The sequence below is a fragment of the Lachnoclostridium phocaeense genome, from assembly GCF_959599685.1.
Lineage (GTDB): Bacteria > Bacillota > Clostridia > Lachnospirales > Lachnospiraceae > Claveliimonas > Claveliimonas monacensis.
The window spans coordinates 33841-50369 of sequence record NZ_CAUGIN010000018.1 but is presented as its reverse complement, the minus strand read 5'-3'; the positions used below and the strand labels follow the sequence as shown (position 1 = coordinate 50369).

General features: G+C 54.8%; 17 protein-coding genes, 1 tRNA gene and 1 other RNA gene. 3 read left to right on the top strand and 16 right to left on the bottom strand.

The genetic code is table 11. The features are described from left to right. Positions 1-65: 65 nt before the first annotated feature. The 6 genes from lpdA to Q5911_RS09595 form a co-directional block, all read right to left on the bottom strand. Positions 66-1496, bottom strand: a complete 1431-nt coding sequence (gene lpdA / locus Q5911_RS09620) for a dihydrolipoyl dehydrogenase (protein WP_303182533.1) — start codon at positions 1494-1496, stop codon at positions 66-68. Positions 1497-1507: 11 nt separating this feature from the next. Further along, positions 1508-2176 carry a uracil-DNA glycosylase gene (locus tag Q5911_RS09615; RefSeq protein ID WP_033126834.1) on the bottom strand — a complete coding sequence of 223 codons (669 nt, stop codon included), beginning with the start codon at positions 2174-2176 and terminating at the stop codon, positions 1508-1510. Positions 2177-2209: 33 nt separating this feature from the next. Continuing rightward, complete coding sequence (gene hisF, locus Q5911_RS09610; protein WP_033126833.1) at positions 2210-2971, bottom strand: imidazole glycerol phosphate synthase subunit HisF; 762 nt, start codon at positions 2969-2971, stop codon at positions 2210-2212. 17 nt (positions 2972-2988) lie between these two features. Next, entirely contained in the window at positions 2989-3594 is a 606-nt protein-coding gene (hisH, locus tag Q5911_RS09605; protein WP_076779091.1) for an imidazole glycerol phosphate synthase subunit HisH, read from the bottom strand. Between the two features lie 64 nt (positions 3595-3658). Then, complete coding sequence (locus Q5911_RS09600; RefSeq protein WP_303182532.1) at positions 3659-5116, bottom strand: sensor histidine kinase; 1458 nt, start codon at positions 5114-5116, stop codon at positions 3659-3661. Beyond that, on the bottom strand, positions 5117-5794 hold the full coding sequence (locus Q5911_RS09595; protein WP_033126830.1) for a response regulator transcription factor: 678 nt from the start codon (positions 5792-5794) through the stop codon (positions 5117-5119). A 316-nt stretch (positions 5795-6110) separates the two neighbouring features. Between Q5911_RS09595 and Q5911_RS09590 the strand changes: the two genes are divergently transcribed. Then, positions 6111-6398 carry a hypothetical protein gene (locus Q5911_RS09590; RefSeq protein WP_303182531.1) on the top strand — a complete coding sequence of 96 codons (288 nt, stop codon included), beginning with the start codon at positions 6111-6113 and terminating at the stop codon, positions 6396-6398. A gap of 76 nt (positions 6399-6474) precedes the next feature. Continuing rightward, positions 6475-6566 (top strand) — tRNA-Ser (locus tag Q5911_RS09585). Positions 6567-6635: 69 nt separating this feature from the next. On the opposite strand, the gene Q5911_RS09580 is transcribed toward Q5911_RS09585, so the two are convergent. The 9 genes from Q5911_RS09580 to Q5911_RS09540 all read right to left on the bottom strand — a co-directional run bounded on the left by Q5911_RS09580 (position 6636) and on the right by Q5911_RS09540 (position 13987). Further along, positions 6636-7340, bottom strand: coding sequence for a hypothetical protein (locus Q5911_RS09580; RefSeq protein ID WP_303182530.1), 705 nt, complete (start codon positions 7338-7340; stop codon positions 6636-6638). Between the two features lie 86 nt (positions 7341-7426). Beyond that, positions 7427-7778: a transfer-messenger RNA gene (gene ssrA, locus Q5911_RS09575) on the bottom strand. 86 nt (positions 7779-7864) lie between these two features. After that, positions 7865-9067 (bottom strand): pyridoxal phosphate-dependent aminotransferase, encoded by a 1203-nt coding sequence (locus tag Q5911_RS09570; protein WP_303182529.1) that lies wholly within the window; start codon positions 9065-9067, stop codon positions 7865-7867. Positions 9068-9152: 85 nt separating this feature from the next. Beyond that, on the bottom strand, positions 9153-9707 hold the full coding sequence (locus Q5911_RS09565) for a zinc ribbon domain-containing protein (RefSeq protein ID WP_303182528.1): 555 nt from the start codon (positions 9705-9707) through the stop codon (positions 9153-9155). Position 9708: 1 nt separating this feature from the next. Beyond that, the gene (locus tag Q5911_RS09560; protein WP_033125166.1) at positions 9709-9975 is read right to left on the bottom strand and encodes a hypothetical protein; all 267 of its coding nucleotides are present in this window, start codon (positions 9973-9975) and stop codon (positions 9709-9711) included. A gap of 18 nt (positions 9976-9993) precedes the next feature. After that, positions 9994-10467, bottom strand: coding sequence for an SsrA-binding protein SmpB (smpB, locus tag Q5911_RS09555; RefSeq protein ID WP_033125167.1), 474 nt, complete (start codon positions 10465-10467; stop codon positions 9994-9996). Then, positions 10424-12625, bottom strand: coding sequence for a ribonuclease R (gene rnr / locus Q5911_RS09550; protein WP_303182527.1), 2202 nt, complete (start codon positions 12623-12625; stop codon positions 10424-10426). The genes smpB and rnr overlap by 44 nt, the downstream gene beginning before the upstream one ends. A gap of 144 nt (positions 12626-12769) precedes the next feature. After that, entirely contained in the window at positions 12770-13012 is a 243-nt protein-coding gene (secG, locus tag Q5911_RS09545) for a preprotein translocase subunit SecG (RefSeq protein ID WP_033125169.1), read from the bottom strand. 69 nt (positions 13013-13081) lie between these two features. Next, a complete protein-coding gene (locus Q5911_RS09540) occupies positions 13082-13987 on the bottom strand; it encodes a LysR substrate-binding domain-containing protein (protein ID WP_303182526.1) in 906 nt (301 codons plus the stop codon). A gap of 151 nt (positions 13988-14138) precedes the next feature. Here Q5911_RS09540 and Q5911_RS09535 point away from each other — a divergent pair, with 151 nt between their 5' ends. Beyond that, positions 14139-15173, top strand: a complete 1035-nt coding sequence (locus Q5911_RS09535; RefSeq protein WP_281725817.1) for a YeiH family protein — start codon at positions 14139-14141, stop codon at positions 15171-15173. Position 15174: 1 nt separating this feature from the next. Here the strand turns inward: Q5911_RS09535 and eno are convergent, their stop codons facing one another. Continuing rightward, entirely contained in the window at positions 15175-16464 is a 1290-nt protein-coding gene (eno, locus tag Q5911_RS09530; RefSeq protein ID WP_081957983.1) for a phosphopyruvate hydratase, read from the bottom strand. Positions 16465-16529: the final 65 nt, after the last annotated feature.

The window sequence follows — 16529 nt, the reverse complement described above, 5'->3', positions numbered from 1 at the left end:
CGGCACACATGTCAATAGGATAAGCAAAAAAAGAGAGCCAACGCTCTCTTTTTTCTGCACACTCTCTATACCGGGAAGTCTTTTCTGCTGTCCTCCACCGCACAGGAGATGGCCTCATTGAAGGTGGGGTGGGCTCTCATAGCGTAGAGGAGCTGGGTGGATGTAAGCCCATTGGCAAGAGCTGTGGCCAGCTCGCCGATCATATCCGTGGCTCTGGGGCACATGAGTTGCGCCCCAAGCAGCTCATCGCTGTCCGGCGCAAACAGCACCTTGATAAATCCCTCTTCCTCGCCTGTGATGATGGACTGCCCGTTCCCCTGCATCACGTACTTTCCGCACCGCACCGGCACGCCCTTCCTGCGGGCCTCCTCTTCTGTCAGCCCCACGGAAGCGATCTCCGGGTCTGTGTATATGCAGCTGGGGATAATGGAGACCGGCGTAAAAAGTCCTCCTGGAACCATGGATATGATGACGGACGGCTTCCTGCCATTCATCCTTTCCACCACATAGGCAGCCTGGGCTGAGGCCACATGGGCCAGCTGTATGCCGCCTGTCACGTCCCCCACCGCGTAAACGCCCGGGATATTAGTGCGGAAGAAATCGTCCACCACGATCCGGCCTCTCTCCAGTTTTACCGGCACATCGCTCTCAAACAGTCCCTCCGTGGCGGGACTGCGCCCCACCGACACCAGCACTGCATCCACGACCTCTTTATTGTTCCTGCCGTCACAGACAAACCGGCACACCAGCCTGCCGCTCTCTTTTTCCTGCTCGATCCTCTCCAGGATGCTCTCCTTGCAGATCCGGATGCCTCTGCCTGTCAGGATGCGCTCAAGCGCATCAGAAAATTCCCGGTCCATGTTCGGCAGAAGGCGGTCCGAGATCTCCACCACCGTCACTTCCGTACCCAGAGACTGGAAGACTGTGGCCAGCTCCAGCCCTATGACACCGCCGCCCAGGATCAGCATCCGGTCGTACTTGTGGGCGTCCGCGGTGAGAAGCTCCTCACTTGTCATGACACCGGGCAGATCCATGCCGGGCAAGTCCGCAAGGTTCGCCTTCGCCCCAGCGGCCACCAGGATATTTTTCCCCTGGCAGACGGAAGTCGTTCCCACTTCGTCCGTCACCCGCACTTTCCGGTCCCGGCAGATCACCGCGCTGCCCCGGATCAGATCCACATCCAGCTGCCGGAATTCTTCCTCCAGCTCTTCTCTCATGCGGTCCGCCGCCATATCTTTGTACTCATAGATCTTCTGAAGGTCAAAGGAAATCCCCTCTGCGTGCAGGCCGAACATCTCACAGGTTGTCATCTCCCTGTACAGTGTGGCCGCGTGAAGCAGCGCCTTGGCAGGGATGCATCCTCGGTTGATGCAGGTTCCTCCTGCGGGTCCCCTGTCGATAAGGGCCACTGACATCCCCAAACTGGCCGCCTTTCTGGCAGCCACATAGCCTCCCGGCCCTGCGCCCACGATCACGAGATCATACGTATCTCTCATAAATATCCCCCCTACTCAATCTGCCAGTCAATAGGTTCCACACCATTCTCCTCAAGAAACGCGTTGGTCTTGCTGAAAGGCCTGCTGCCAAAGAAACCTCTGTATGCAGACAGAGGGCTTGGGTGCGGCGCCTCCAGGACGAGATGCCGCGGGTTGTGGAGCATGGTCTTCTTACGCTGGGCCGGCGTCCCCCACAAGATAAACACAATGGGCCGGTCCTGCTCATCCAGCACTTTGATGGCCGCGTCCGTGAACTCCTCCCAGCCGATCCCTCTGTGGGAGTTGGCCTGGTGCGCCCGAACTGTCAGCACGGTATTGAGCATCAGCACACCCTGGCGGGCCCATTTCACCAGATAGCCGTGATCCGGTATGGAGCATCCCAGGTCATCGTGGAGCTCCTGATAAATATTGACAAGGGAGGGCGGGATAGCCACTCCCTTTTGAACCGAAAAACACAGGCCGTGGGCCTGCCCCACATTGTGGTAAGGGTCCTGTCCCAGTATCACCACCTTTACATCCTTCAAAGGTGTCAGGTGGAACGCATTGAAAATGTCATCCGACGGCGGGAAGACCAGATGGGTCGCATACTCCTTCTTCACGGTCTCGAACAATTGTCTGTAATAGGGCTTTTTAAACTCTCCCCGGAGAGCTTCCAGCCAGTCATTGGAAATCGCTGCCATGGTTTTATCTCCTTTTAATCTTTTGTAGCCGGATCACAGGCGCACGGGAATTCCCTCGCCCCGGAGGTATTCTTTCACTTCCCGTATCTCCAGCTCCTTATAGTGGAAAAGAGAAGCCGCCAGGGCCGCATCTGCGCCGCCCTCTGTCAGGGCCTCTTTAAAGTGCTCCAGTGTGCCGGCTCCCCCGGAAGCGATGACCGGGACAGACACGGCGTCCGCCACCGCTCTGGTAAGCTCCAGGTCATAGCCCGCCTTGGTACCGTCGCAGTCCATGCTGGTCAGGAGGATTTCCCCTGCCCCCAGCTTCTCCACTTTTGCCGCCCACTCCAGGGCGTCGATCCCCACGTCGATCCGGCCGCCGTTTTTATAGATATTCCAGCCCGTACCGTCGGGACGCCTCTTGGCGTCAATGGCCACCACCACGCACTGGCTGCCGAACTTGTCCGCCGCCGCGCAGATGAGCTCCGGCGTCTGTATGGCGGAGGAGTTGATGGAGATCTTGTCCGCCCCCTCCCGAAGGAGCGCCCGGAAATCCTCCACCGTGCGGATGCCTCCCCCAACCGTGAAGGGGATAAAGACGGTCTCCGCCACCTTGCGGACCATATCCACCACCGTAGCCCTGGCGTCGGAGGAAGCTGTGATATCCAGGAACACAAGCTCATCCGCACCGGCCTCGTCGTAGGCCTTTCCGATCTCGACCGGATCTCCCGCATCTTTGAGATCCACAAAATTCACGCCTTTCACTACCCTTCCGCCTTTCACATCCAGACAGGGAATGATCCGTTTTGTATGCATCTTCTATGTACCTCCGTCTATAGTTCTACAAAATTCTTCAGCATGAGAAGCCCTGTGGAGCTGCTCTTCTCCGGGTGGAACTGGCAGGCAAACACATTGCCCTTCTCCACTGAGGCGTGGATCTTTGTCCCGTACCAGGTGACCGCCTTCACGATCTCCTCTTCTTCCGCCTCCAGATAGTAGGAGTGTACGAAATACACAAATGGTTCTTCCGGCACTCCTCTGAACAGGCGTCCGTTTCCCGACAGTTCCAGCGTATTCCATCCCATGTGGGGAATCTTCAGTCCTTCTCCTCCGGGGATCCTGCGGATCCTTCCCTTCAGTATGCCAAGGCCCTTCGCGCCGGGGCTCTCCTCACTCTCCTCAAAAAGAAGCTGCAGTCCCAGGCAGATGCCAAGGAAGGGGGTGCCTCTGTCCACCACCTGGCGGATCACACCCTCCAGGTCATACTGCCGGATCTTCTCCATGGCATCTCCAAAAGCCCCTACCCCCGGCAGGATCACCTTGTCCGCCGCCAGGATCCGCTCCTGGTCTCTTGTGATCTCCACTTCCTGGCCCAGGTAGTGCATCGCCTTCTCCACACTTTTTATATTTCCCGCATCATAATCAATAATCGCTATCATCTGTCTTCCCGGTTCCTTTCTGTATGTGTCACAGTCTGTACGCAGTTCCAGTCTACCATATTTTCTATTTCACATCCAGCTCAAACCAGAATTCCACGCCGTTATCGTAGTTGTTGACACCATATTCCTGGTGGAAGGAGTCCATAATGGCCTTCACAATGGAAAGCCCGATGCCGTTGCCCCCGTACTCCCTGGTGTGGGCCTTGTCCACCTTGTAAAACTTCTCCCAGATGTGGGGCACATCCTCCTCCGGAATGGGGGTGCCTGTGTTGAACACGGTCACCTTCACCTTGTCCCCGGCGGGGATGATCTTCACATCCACTACCCGGTCTCCGTCCAGATGGTTAAACGCGTTGCTCACATAGTTTCTCACAACCTGCTCCGCCTTGAACTCATCCGCCCACACATAGACCGGATCTTTCTGCCGGAACTGGACCTTGGCCTCCTTCTGCTGGGCCATGATCTCCATGCTCTGGAGCACGCCACGGATCAGTTCCGTCAGGTCAAACCGCTGGAACTCCACATTTTCATCTCCGAATTCAAGCTGGTTCAGAGTCATGAGGTTTTTCACCATCTGGTTCATCTTGGAGGCCTCATCCATGATCACGTCACAGTAGAATTCCCTGCTCTCCGGATCATCGCTGACTCCTTCCTTCAGCCCTTCTGCGTAGCCCTGAATGAGGGCGATAGGCGTCTTCAGCTCATGGGATACATTCCCCATGAAGTCGGTACGCATCTTCTCCATCTTTTCTTTCTTCTCAATATCCTGCTGCAGGCGAAAGTTGGCATTCTTCAGCTCTGAGATGGTGTTTTCCAGCTTCTGGGACATGATATTAAAGTTCTCTCCCAGCACACCGATCTCGCCACCGCCGCCGCTGGTGTACTTGGCATTAAAATCCAGGTCAGCCATCCTGGCAGACAGGACAGCCAGCTCCCGCAGAGGCTCCGTGAGCCGTCTGGAAAAGTACCAGACAAACAGGATTCCCCCTGCGATCACAGCGATACCAACGATCAGAAGGAAGCGGAAAAACAGTCCCATGGTCTCCTGGATACTCTCCAGAGGACTGCGGATAAAGATATTGTAGGAGTTCCCCACTGTTCCCCAGAGGGCGAGATAGTCCACCTGCTGGGTATTATCCCGGAACTCCACCACCTGGTAATTGTCATTTCTCTCCATCACCCGGCTGTCGATCTTATTGAACAGGACGCCGCCCAGCTGCACCAGCAGAATCTGGCTGTCGTGGAGATTGGAAAAACCATTCTCATTGGAAAAATTCCACACGATATAGTAGAAATTGTAGCGTTCTGCCGTGCGGTTGATCTGGCTGACCTCGTCCTCTGTCAGTTCTTCTCCTTCCGCCAGGCTTTCTATCTCCTTGTATAGTTCTTTAAAATTTTCTTCCTTTTCCCTGACATAGTAGGGCTCCAGGCCGGTGCCAACCAGTACAAGGAGAATCACCAGCATACAGACGATCAGTCCCACAAATATGGCGATCATCTGCCTGCGTATTGAATGCTTCATCTATGCCACCTCAAATTTATAACCCATGCCCCAGACTGTCTTGATGTAATTTCCCTTATCTCCCAGCTTGCTCCGCAGTTTCTTCACATGAGTGTCTATCGTCCTGGCATCGCCGAAATAGTCATAGTTCCACACATTGTTCAGGATCTTTTCCCTGGAGAGGGCTACGCCCTTATTTTCCATAAAGTAGGTGAGAAGCTCAAACTCTTTGTAACTGAGCTCTACCACTTCCCCGTCCAGCTTCACAATGTGGGCTGTCTTGTCCAGCTCAATGCCGCCTGCTTCCAGCGTCTCCTGCGCCTCCCCGTCCCGGGTACGCCTCAGGATCGCCTCCACCCTTGCCACCAGGATCTTGGGGCTGAAGGGCTTAGATATATATTCGTCCACTCCCAGGCTGAAGCCCTGGAGCTCATCCCGCTCTTCTCCCCTGGCTGTCAGCATGATAATGGGCACTTTTGAAGACTGTCGCACTTCTCTGCACACCTGCCATCCGTCCATCTTCGGCATCATGACATCCAGGATCATAAGCGCGATGTCTTTATTCTCATAAAAAATATCCATGGCCTCCATCCCGTCCCCGGCCTCCAGCACCAGAAATCCCTCTCTCTCCAGGAAATCCCGGACCAGTTTGCGCATGCGGCTCTCGTCATCGACCACCAGTATTTTCAGCTTTTCCATCAAAATTACCTCCTGCCGCTTCCATTTTACACTATTATAGCAGTATTCTATGTTCCTTTTGTGAAATTTTTTCAGAAATATGGTATAATAACTACATTGTAGTCATTATACCTGCGCATAAAGCGGTTTCTGCGGAACCGCAGAAATCCGCTGCGCATCTGCCGGAGGCCCATGGCCGCTGTGCGGCCATGGTATAATATGAACACTTGGCGAGGTTCTTTCGAGCCTAGTGTGAATATATACCTGGACACTTAGCGAGGTTTCTCACGAGCTTAGTGGCCATGTGACTGTGATAAATGCAAGGAGGAGGACAACCATGAACTGTCCCAGATGTGGAAATGAACTGAGAATAAGCAGAAAGGATCCCAGATTTGGCCTCTGTGATACCTGCAGAAAGAAGTACCGCCTGCCTGAGCAGAAGGCACCTCAGGCACAGGAGGAAGAGGAGGAGCACTATCCGAAATACGCCAACATTCCGCCCAAAGCCGTGCGGGAAAAACGCGAGACCGAGATGCGCCGGGCCTACGACGAGCTTCTCGCCATCGGGAAAGAGGAGCGTGAAGGAAAGAGAGGCCTCTTTGGCCGCAGAAAAAAATCCAAATAAAATCTTTTCTATTTTGGGGGAACATGCTATAATAATCTGTGCTGTTTATCATGTTTGAGACGGGCAGCATGTTTCTGGAGACGTACCGAAGTGGCCGTAACGGGGCTGACTCGAAATCAGTTTATCGGTTTTATCGCCGGTACGAGGGTTCGAATCCCTCCGTCTCCGTTAAAATGACAGAGGGTGTCCCAAAAGTCATGCATTGACTTGAGGGGCACCTTCTTTTTGAAATATCTATCAAACGGTCTCTTCATACAGGTCCGTGAAATAGTCCATCAGCTCGTTAAAGCAGTCCCACTCCTGCTTCACTGTGATGGTCTTCTGCTGCCCGCCCTGTTTGAAATCACGGCGCAGATTGCTGTACTCCCGGATGGCCGCCGCGACTTCCACATCCCGGTTGTCCTTCTGCCGGATGTCTGTCACCCGGATGATATGCCATACATCCTTTCGCCCCGGCAGGTCCAGGATATCGGAAATCCCCCTTATCCGCCCTTCATAAAAGGCTCTGTCCTCCTGACCCCTGTCAGCTATATACTGCCCGATGAGCGGGAAGCCGAGTCTGGATACGGTGGTTGCGGCGGGCCTGTTCTGGTTCATGTACCGGTAACGGTACAGTCCCTGGTCGTAGATGTACACCCACTCTTTCCAATCTCCCGGGTCAATCACATGGACGCCCTGGCAGCGCTCCTCTCTCGCCTTCTGCTCTTTATATTGTTCCAGCTTATCCTTCATATCCGAAGTTGTCTTCCGCGAGTACAGGGGGCTGCCCGCCATTTTCCGCTCCGCATCCCGCAGGGCCTCCTCATGGTCCGGACGCAGCTCCTGGCAGCGGGCGGCCACGCGGCCCTCCCCGTCCACGATCACGCCCCTGTAGTAGTCGCACTGGTAGTCCTTGTGGTACACAGTCTCCACATCCGGGAAAAATGTCCTGTCACTCTTCATAAGCTTCCTCCCTATGCCTTTCTCCTTTTATCGGTGGAATGAAAAAGGGAAACGCCTGCATACCAAGCATTTCCCTTCACTTCCAAAAATGGACCTGGCGGGAATCGAACCCGCGTCCGAAAGCCTTTCCATCAGAGCATCTCCCATCACAGTCATTAGTTTGACGTTCCCTCTGCCGGCCGCCTAATGACAGGCTTCCGGTTTCAGTAGCTTCATAAAGTCTTCCATCCCCTCAAAGCTTTGAGGACGAAGTGCTCCGCCTTGTTGAAGCCGGGATCTTAAGCAGCGGATGACCTAAGGCCGACTGCCGCCAAAATTAGGCAGCGTACGCTAATTCTCTATTGTCTGCGTTTATATTTAATTGGAACTTTTAACGTAGTGTCCCGCTACGGATGGCTTCTCCAACTTCCAAACCCCCGTCGAAACCAGTACAAGCCCGAGCTGTCTGGCCGCAGACGTTTTTGTTGTCTCATTTATTATAGTAACAGACATCTGTCCTGTCAAGTCTTCCCCCGAAGGCTTTTTTACACCTTTTTCTCCTTTTTCTCCAAAAGCCGCAGAGCCGCCTCCATAGCGTCCGCCGCCCTCTCCAGCGTCTCCACGGAAGCCGCGTAGGTGATGCGCAGATGCCCCGGCGCCAGGAAGGCGCTGCCCGGCACTACCGCTACCCGGGCCTTCTCCAGGAGGAATTCCGCAAGGGCCAGATCGTCCGCTATCCTCTTTCCATTATATGTCCGGCCCAGATAATCTGTCACATCCGGCAGGAGGTAGAAGGCTCCCTCCCCGCTTTGGCAGCGGATGCCCTCTATGCGGTTCAGCCGCTCGTGGAGAAAGAGGCGGCGTCTGTCGTACTCCGATGCCATTTCCCTGACACAGTCCTGGCTGCCCTGCAGCGCCGCGATCCCGGCCTTCTGGGAAATGGAGTTGACGGAGGAGACCATCTGGCTCTGGACCACATTGACCGCCTGCACGACCTCCCGATCCGCCGCCAGGTAGCCGAGCCTCCACCCTGTCATGGCATAGGTCTTGGAAAAGCTGTTGATGAGCACTGTCCTCCTTCTGGCGTCACGGGACAGGGCGCTTACGCTCACGTGCGTCCGGCCCTCATACACCATGCACTCGTAGACCTCATCCGACAGGACATAAAAATCATGCTTCTGTGCGAGAAGAGCCAGCTCCTCCAGACTCTCCTTGCTGTACACAGCCCCGGTGGGATTGTTGGGCGTGTTGATGATCACCGCCTTTGTCCGTCCCGTGACTGCCCGCTCGATATGTGCAAGGTCAAGGCTGAAATCCTCCGCCGTCCTCACAGCCACCGGCACGCCACCGGCCATGCGCACCATCTCCGTGTAGCTGACCCAGCAGGGACAGGGGATGATGACCTCGTCCCCCGGATCACAGAGGGCGAGGAGAGCCGCATAGATACACTGCTTGGCTCCCGGGCCCAGGGTGATCTCATCCGGTGCGTACTCCACATGGTTTTCCCGCATGAGCTTCGACGCAATGGCCTCCCTTATCTCCGGCACACCCATGACCGGCGTGTACCTTGTAAATCCTTCCTCAATGGCCTCCTTTGCCGCCCGGCGGATATGGGCCGGGGTATCAAAATCGGGCTCACCTACATTGAGCCCGATCACAGGGATGCCCTCCCTCCTCATTGCAGCTATGCGGTTGGTCAGCTCCACCGTCCTGGACGGCTCCACTTCCTGTATCCTCTTAGAAATCATAGGTCATTCCTCTCACTTATCATATGACTTATTATACAACCACTTTAACACTTTATCAAGTTAAATTTATAAAACCATCCTGCTTTTAAAGTATCTTGAAGGCTCCCACAACGGGCAGCTCCCTTCTCACGCCCCGGCAGGCGTCTACAATGCCCACGATCATGAGGATAAAGAAGACAAGGCTCAGGATACCGCCCACCAGCTCAAGGGGCCAGACAGAGGAGAAAAACGCAAAGCCCAGGAATCCCCCTCCGGACAGGATATCTGCCAGGAGACTCCCGATCCATATCACAAGTCCCTGATCAATGTGGTGTCTCAGATATTCTGAGCTTTTGTTTCCCGCAAGAAGAGGCACGAGGACAAGGATCCCTATGTAGGATAAAACCGCCATCACCTTGTTCGCTCTCACGTCCTCCGGATGAAAATATCCCTCCCTTTGCTGGCCATACGGCCCCTGCTGACTGTACTGTCCCTGCTGGCCGTACTGGCTCTGCTGGCCGCCGTGATCGTAGTACTGCTGGTCCTGGCCCTGCCCCTGCTGATCGTACTGTCCCTGGCCCAGAGGGATCTCGCCCCCGCAGTATGGGCAGTACCGTATCCCGTCATCCACCTTTGCTCCGCACTTCACACAATATGCCATCTTATTTTCCTCCTATGTGCACCGGCTTTTTCTCGTCCTCCAATCCCAGGATCTCCGCAAGGACCTCAATGATGATCTCATTGGTGCAGGACTTGATGTAGCCCATCATGTGAAGGGAGATCTCATCCTGCCGCTGCGCTTCTGTCAGCTCTGTCTTCGCGTTCGTCTCCTGGATGAGCTGGATGAGCTGAGGCGTCAGCTCCTCATACGTCTCGATCGTCGTCTGGGAGACCAGTTTCCTAAGTTCCTCTTTACTCACAGGTACCATATCGTTTCCTCCTATATCCTATCCGAAGTTTCGCACCTTAAATTCCCGTTCTGCCTCTCTCTTCTGGTCCTTCTTGGCAATATCCTGCCTCTTGTCGTAGAGTTTCTTACCCCTGGCAAGACCGATCTCCACTTTCACAAGGCTGCCTTTAAAATAAACCTTTAGAGGCACAATGGCAATCCCCTTCTCCTTCATCTTCCCTGTCATCTTGTTGATCTCCGACTTGTGGAGAAGGAGCTTGCGCACCCGCAGCGGATCTTTGTTGAAAATATTCCCCTTCTCATAGGGGCTGATGTGCATGCCGTAGATCCAGACTTCCCCGTTCTCAATGCGGATAAATGACTCCTTGATGCTGCATTTTCCCATGCGCAGGGACTTGACTTCCGTCCCCGCCAGAGAAATGCCGGCCTCATAGGTATCCAGTATAAAATAATCGTGATATGCCTTTTTATTGTTGGCAATCATCTTCCCGTCTGTCTTCTTTTTCGCCATCTTCCGGCTCTCCTTCCTTCACGATCTCAAAATCTATCGTCCTTTGCAGACAGTCCGCCCCGGTCACCTTCACCCGGATCTCCTGGCCCAGCTTGTAGACCCGGCCCGTGTGGCTGCCCACCATCTCATATCGATCCTCATAATATTCATAGTGGTCATCACTCATGGCTGTCACGTGGACCAGACCCTCCACTGTGTTGGGCAGCTCCACGTACATGCCCCATTTGGTGATACTGGAGACTACCCCGTCGAAGACCTGTCCCATGTGCTGCGACATGTACTCCGCCTTTTTCAGCTTCACGGTCTCCCGCTCCGCCTCCTCTGCCCGGCGCTCTGTCTGGCTGGTCTGCTTTGCCACCTCAGGCAGGATCTTTTCGTAGTGCTCCATCTTCTTCCCGTTCAGCCGTCCCCGCAGGTCATCCTTGATGATCCGGTGGATCTGGAGATCCGGATACCGCCTGATGGGGGATGTAAAATGGGCATAATACTTGGCGGCCAGGCCAAAATGCCCGGTATTTTCCGGCGTGTACTTTGCCTGCTTCATGGAGCGCAGGGCCAGCCGGCTGATAAGGGCCTCCTGGGGCGTGCCCTCGATCTTGCCCATGAGTTTCTGTATTTCCATAGGCTGCACTTTCTGGCTGCCGATGTGCATGGTGTAGCCAAAATTGTTGATAAAGGCCGCCAGAGTCTTCATCTTATCTTCATCCGGCGCCTCGTGAGTCCTGTAGAGAAAAGGCACTTCCCTCCAGAAATACTCCTCCGCCACAGTCTCATTTGCCAGCAGCATAAAATCCTCGATCAGCCGTGTGGCCGCATTTCTCTCGTAGGGCCTGATCTCCACCGGCCGGCCTTTCTCGTCCAGGATCAACTTGGCCTCCGGAAAATCAAAATCAATGGAGCCTCTCCTGTGTCTTCTGTCCCTGAGTATGCCGGAGAGCTCAGCCATCTGCGCGAGCATGGGCACTACGTCCTGATATTTTTCTATCGCCTCCGGGTCCTCCCCTTTCAGTATCCTGCTGACTCCTGTGTAGCTCATCCGGTGATCTACCCGGATCACGGTCTCCGCGATCTCGTGGTCTGTCACATCGCCGTTCTCATCGATGGTCATGATGCAGCTTAAGGCCAGACGGTCCTCCCCCGCATTCAGGGAGCAGATCCCGTTGGACAGGCGGTGGGGCAGCATGGGGATCACCCGGTCCGCCAGATACACGCTTGTGCCTCTCTTTAAGGCCTCCCGGTCCAGGGCGCTCCCCTCCTGCACGTAGTTGGCCACATCCGCGATGTGGACGCCCAGCACGTACCTGTCTCCCTCCTTTGTCAGGGAGACAGCGTCGTCCAGATCCTTGGCGTCCTCCCCGTCTATGGTGACCATCTGCCAGTCTCTTATATCTTTCCGGCCCGCCATATCCGCTTCGCTGATATGGTCCGGAACCCGGCCTGCCTGATTCAGAACTTTTTCCGGGAACTCACAGGGCAGATCGCTCCCCCGCACAATGGACATAATGTCCACTCCGGGGTCATTGACATGCCCCAGGATCTCCGTGATCTTTCCCTCCGGCTTCCTTCCCGGTCCGCCGTAGGAAGTCAGTTCCACAACCACCTTATGTCCGTCCACGGCTCCCCCGTCTCTCCCCTCCGGAATGAACACATCTTCCAGGAAACGCCGGTTGTCCGGGATGACAAAGCCGTAGTTCTTCTTCTTTGTCTTTTCGTAGAGACCTACCAGGGTGGTCATCCCCCTGGACAGGATCTTTACGACACGTCCCTCCTGCCGCTGCCTGTGGCCGTCTCTTCTGTGGCTTCCGTCCCGTGTCAGCGCCACTTCCACCGTGTCGCCGTGGAATGCGCCGCCCGTGTCATCTTCGCCGATGAAGATATCTTCCTCCCGGCCTTCCACAGTGACGAATCCAAATCCTCTGGGATGAGCCTGGTACACGCCGGTGAGTGTCTGCGCCTCTCCTTTGCAGTATTTTCCCTTTTTGCTGACGTAGATCTTCCCCTCATCCACCAGACTGTCCAGCACTTCTTTAAGCTCCCCTCTCTGCTCTTTCGACACCTGGAGCAGTGCTGCCATCTCCTTTTGTTTCATGGGTATATAGAAATCATCACAGATAAATTCATAGATGATCTTCTTTCTCTTCTCAAATGTCCCGTCCATCTCATCACTTCCCTTCTGTCGTAAGTGTGCCCCCGCACAGGGCTTTTATTCTTCGCAGGAGGCCGCTGCCTTTCCCGCAGAATAAAAAAAAGAACACTCCCGTCTATGCAAACAAGAGTGTTCCGCTTTTGTACGTTTCCCGTTTTACGCAAATACCTGCATGTTCAGGACTGCTGCCAGAACAATAAAAAGAATGGCAAGGAACTTGGTAGACTTCACAAGCGCCCCTTCCATGGAACGTCCTTTATTCTGGCCCCAGTATGTGTCGGCCATGCCTCCGATCGTTCCCAGTCCTGCCTGCTTGCCCTCCTGCATCAGAATAATGATTGTGAGTGCAATACAGTCTATGGCAAATATGATCATTAAAACCACTTTTAAAATTTCCACCGTTAACACCTCCTGCGGATAAACCACATTTATTCTAGCACAAGGCGCTCCGTATGGCAAGGGATTTTTTTACATCTGTAAAGGTCCTGCCCCGCTCCCCGCCATCTCATCCAGCAGTTCCATATACTGGCCTGCAAAGAGGCTGTTCTTCCTCCATATGAACGTAAAGTCGTGATACCGCGGAAAACCTTCCAGGCTGACCTGAACCAGGGAGCCTCTCTCCAGCTCCCCTCGCACCGCCGCCTCGTAGAGAAAGGCGATCCCGCCTCCGCCTTCCGCCATCATTTTGATGGCCCCCATGTTGCTGATCTCCACCACGTTGGCGAAATCTCCGATTCCCCAGCCTTCCTCCGAGAGGGCTCTCTCCAGTACTTCCCTTGTTCCGGAGCCCGGCTCCCTGGTGATCAGTGTGTTGTAGAAAAGATCCTGAAAACTCCGGGGCTTCTCTTGGGGCTGCAGAAATCCGGGCGCACAGACTCCCAGGTACTGTTCCCGACGGAAAGTCCGGAAATCATAGTCCCTCTTCTCAAAAAATCCCTCCACCAGGGCAAAATCTATCTCCCCTCGGTCCAGCTTTCCCAGAAGCTCTTCCGTATTGGCAATGGAAAGACGTATCCTGGTCGCCGGATGCCTGCGGATGTAGGATGCCAGGTATCTCCCGATCACGTACTCTCCGATGGTCATAGTGACGCCGAAGATCAGCTGTCTTTCCCCCGCCTTCTCCTCGTCAAACATCCGCCGCAGCGCCATGTCATCGTGCTTCATGGTGGTCACAGCCCCCAAAAGCCGGCGCCCCTCCCCGGTGAGGCTGATCTTCTTGCCCTGAAAGGAAAAGAGCTGGATCCCGTATTCTTTTTCAATGAAATGGATGTGCTGGGTGACAGCCGGCTGGGTGATGTGCAGCTCCCGGGCTGCCTTTGTAAAATTCATATGACTGCACACCGCTAAAAACGTATCCATCCTGAAATCAAGCATAAGTTCCCTCCTTCTTCCCATTCCGCAACAATTCAATAAATTTATTTTATTATATCATAATTTATTATAATTTTACATTATTATTTCTCCGTGCTAGATTTATTGGCAGGCACATAAACAAAAAGACATCCAAAAAGAAAAGAGGTTTACCATGGAATTTTTCAGCAAAAACGCAAAAGGGCTCCTGCTCTGTCTCGTCATCGCGGTTCCTTCCTGGTTCGCAGGGCTCGCCTTCCCCGTCATCGGCGGTCCGGTCATCGCCATCATTCTGGGCATGATCGTCACACTTTTTATCAAGGACAAATCCGCCTTCCAGGACGGCATAAACTACTGCTCCAAGAAAGTCCTGCAGTATGCGGTCATCCTCCTGGGCTTTGGCCTGAACCTGTCGGTGATCCTGGAGACCGGGCGCCAGTCCCTCCCCATCATCATCTGCACCATCACCACTTCCCTTGTCATTGCCTTTGTCCTGAGCAAGGTAATGCACATCCCGGGAAAGATTTCCACCCTTGTAGGTGTAGGTTCCTCCATCTGCGGGGGATCGGCCATCGCAGCCACCGCCCCGGTCATTGACGCGGACGATGAGGAAGTGGCCCAGGCCATCTCCGTGATCTTCTTCTTCAATGTACTGGCAGCTGTCCTCTTCCCCCACTTCGGAAATCTGCTGGGCTTTTCCCAGACAAGCGGGGAGGCCTTCGGCATTTTTGCCGGCACGGCCATCAACGACACCTCCTCCGTGACAGCGGCAGCTTCCACCTGGGACACCATGTTCGGCCTGGGGAGCGCCACCCTGGACAAGGCAGTGACCGTAAAGCTGACCCGCACCCTGGCCATTATCCCCATCACCCTGGTGCTGGCATTTTACCGCGCAAAAAAGGAAAAATCTTCCGCAGGCAGCTCGGTCAGCCTGAAGAAGATCTTCCCCTTCTTTATCATTTATTTTGTCATTGCATCCGTCATCACCACCGCGGCCACAAGCCTGGCCGGTGTGCCGGCGGACTTCTTCTCACCGCTCAAAGAGATGAGTAAGTTCTTTATCGTCCTGGCCATGGCAGCCATCGGCCTGGGCACCAACATTGTCAAGCTGGTCAAAACCGGCGGAAAACCTATCCTCCTGGGGCTGTGCTGCTGGATCGGCATCACTGCCGTCAGCCTTGTGCTGCAGCACATACTGGGCATCTGGTAGGTCAGACGCCGTACCTGGCGGCCATCCCCAGCCTCTCCTCAATGCGCAGGAGCTGGTTGTACTTGGCGGTCCGCTCTGCCCGGCAGGGCGCCCCTGTCTTGATCTGGCCGGCATTGAAGGCAACTGCGATATCCGCGATCATGGCGTCTTCCGTCTCCCCGGAGCGGTGGGATATGATGGTCCTGTAGCCTGCGCTGCGGGCCGTCTCTATGGCATCAAAGGCCTCTGTGAGGGTTCCGATCTGGTTGACCTTGATGAGAATGGCGTTTGCCACATCACGGTCAATACCCTTGCGGAGCCTTTTTGTATTTGTCACAAAAAGGTCATCCCCCACCAGCTGCATATCCCGCTCCAGCCGGGCAGTCAAAAGCTCCCAACCGTCCCAGTCTTCCTCGTCCAGGGGATCCTCGATGGACACCACCGGATAGTCGCTGGCCAGCTCTTCATAGTAGTCGATCAGCTCTTCCACAGACCGGGTTACCTTGTAGCCGTGCTTGCGGCTCTCACCGTCAAACACATACTTCTTCAGTTTTCTGTCATACAGCTCCGAGGCGGCCACGTCCAGGGCGATGCGCACATCCTCCCCGGGGATATAGCCTGCCAGCTGGACGGCCTCTGTTATAAAGCCAAGGACCTCCCCGGCATCTTTCATATCCGGGGCAAATCCGCCCTCGTCCCCCACCGCTGTACTGTATCCGTGTTTGTTCAGCAGCCCTTTCAGATGCTGGTACACTTCCGCGCACATGCGCAGCCCCTCCTTAAAGCAGCAGGCGCCGCAGGGCATGATCATAAATTCCTGTATATCTATCGTGTTGTCCGCATGCCGTCCCCCGTTTATGATGTTCATCATAGGGACAGGCAGAGTTCTGGCGTGAACTCCTCCAAGGTAGGCGTACAGCGGCTGCCCTAAGGCCTGCGCGGCGGCTCTGGCGGCCGCCATGGACACCCCCAGCATGGCGTTGGCTCCCAGATTTCTTTTATTTTCTGTGCCATCCAGACGGGTGAGCAGCTGATCGATCTGGATCTGCTCCAATACATTTTTCCCTACCAGCTCCGGGGCGATCCTGGCGTTCACATTGTCTGCCGCCTGCTCTACGCCTTTTCCCCCGTAGCGCTCCTCCTGATCCCGCAGTTCCACTGCCTCATACTGTCCGGTAGAGGCCCCCGACGGGACGCTGGCCCTGCCCACATATTTCCCGTCTGCAAGGACTTCCACCTCTATCGTTGGATTTCCTCTGGAGTCGAGGATTTCTCTCGCGTACACGTCTGTGATCGGTAAATACTGATACAACATCCTGCTCCTCCTTCTTGTCTTCATCTTAAAATTCATTCAGCCGAAATTTAGTATATCCGTTT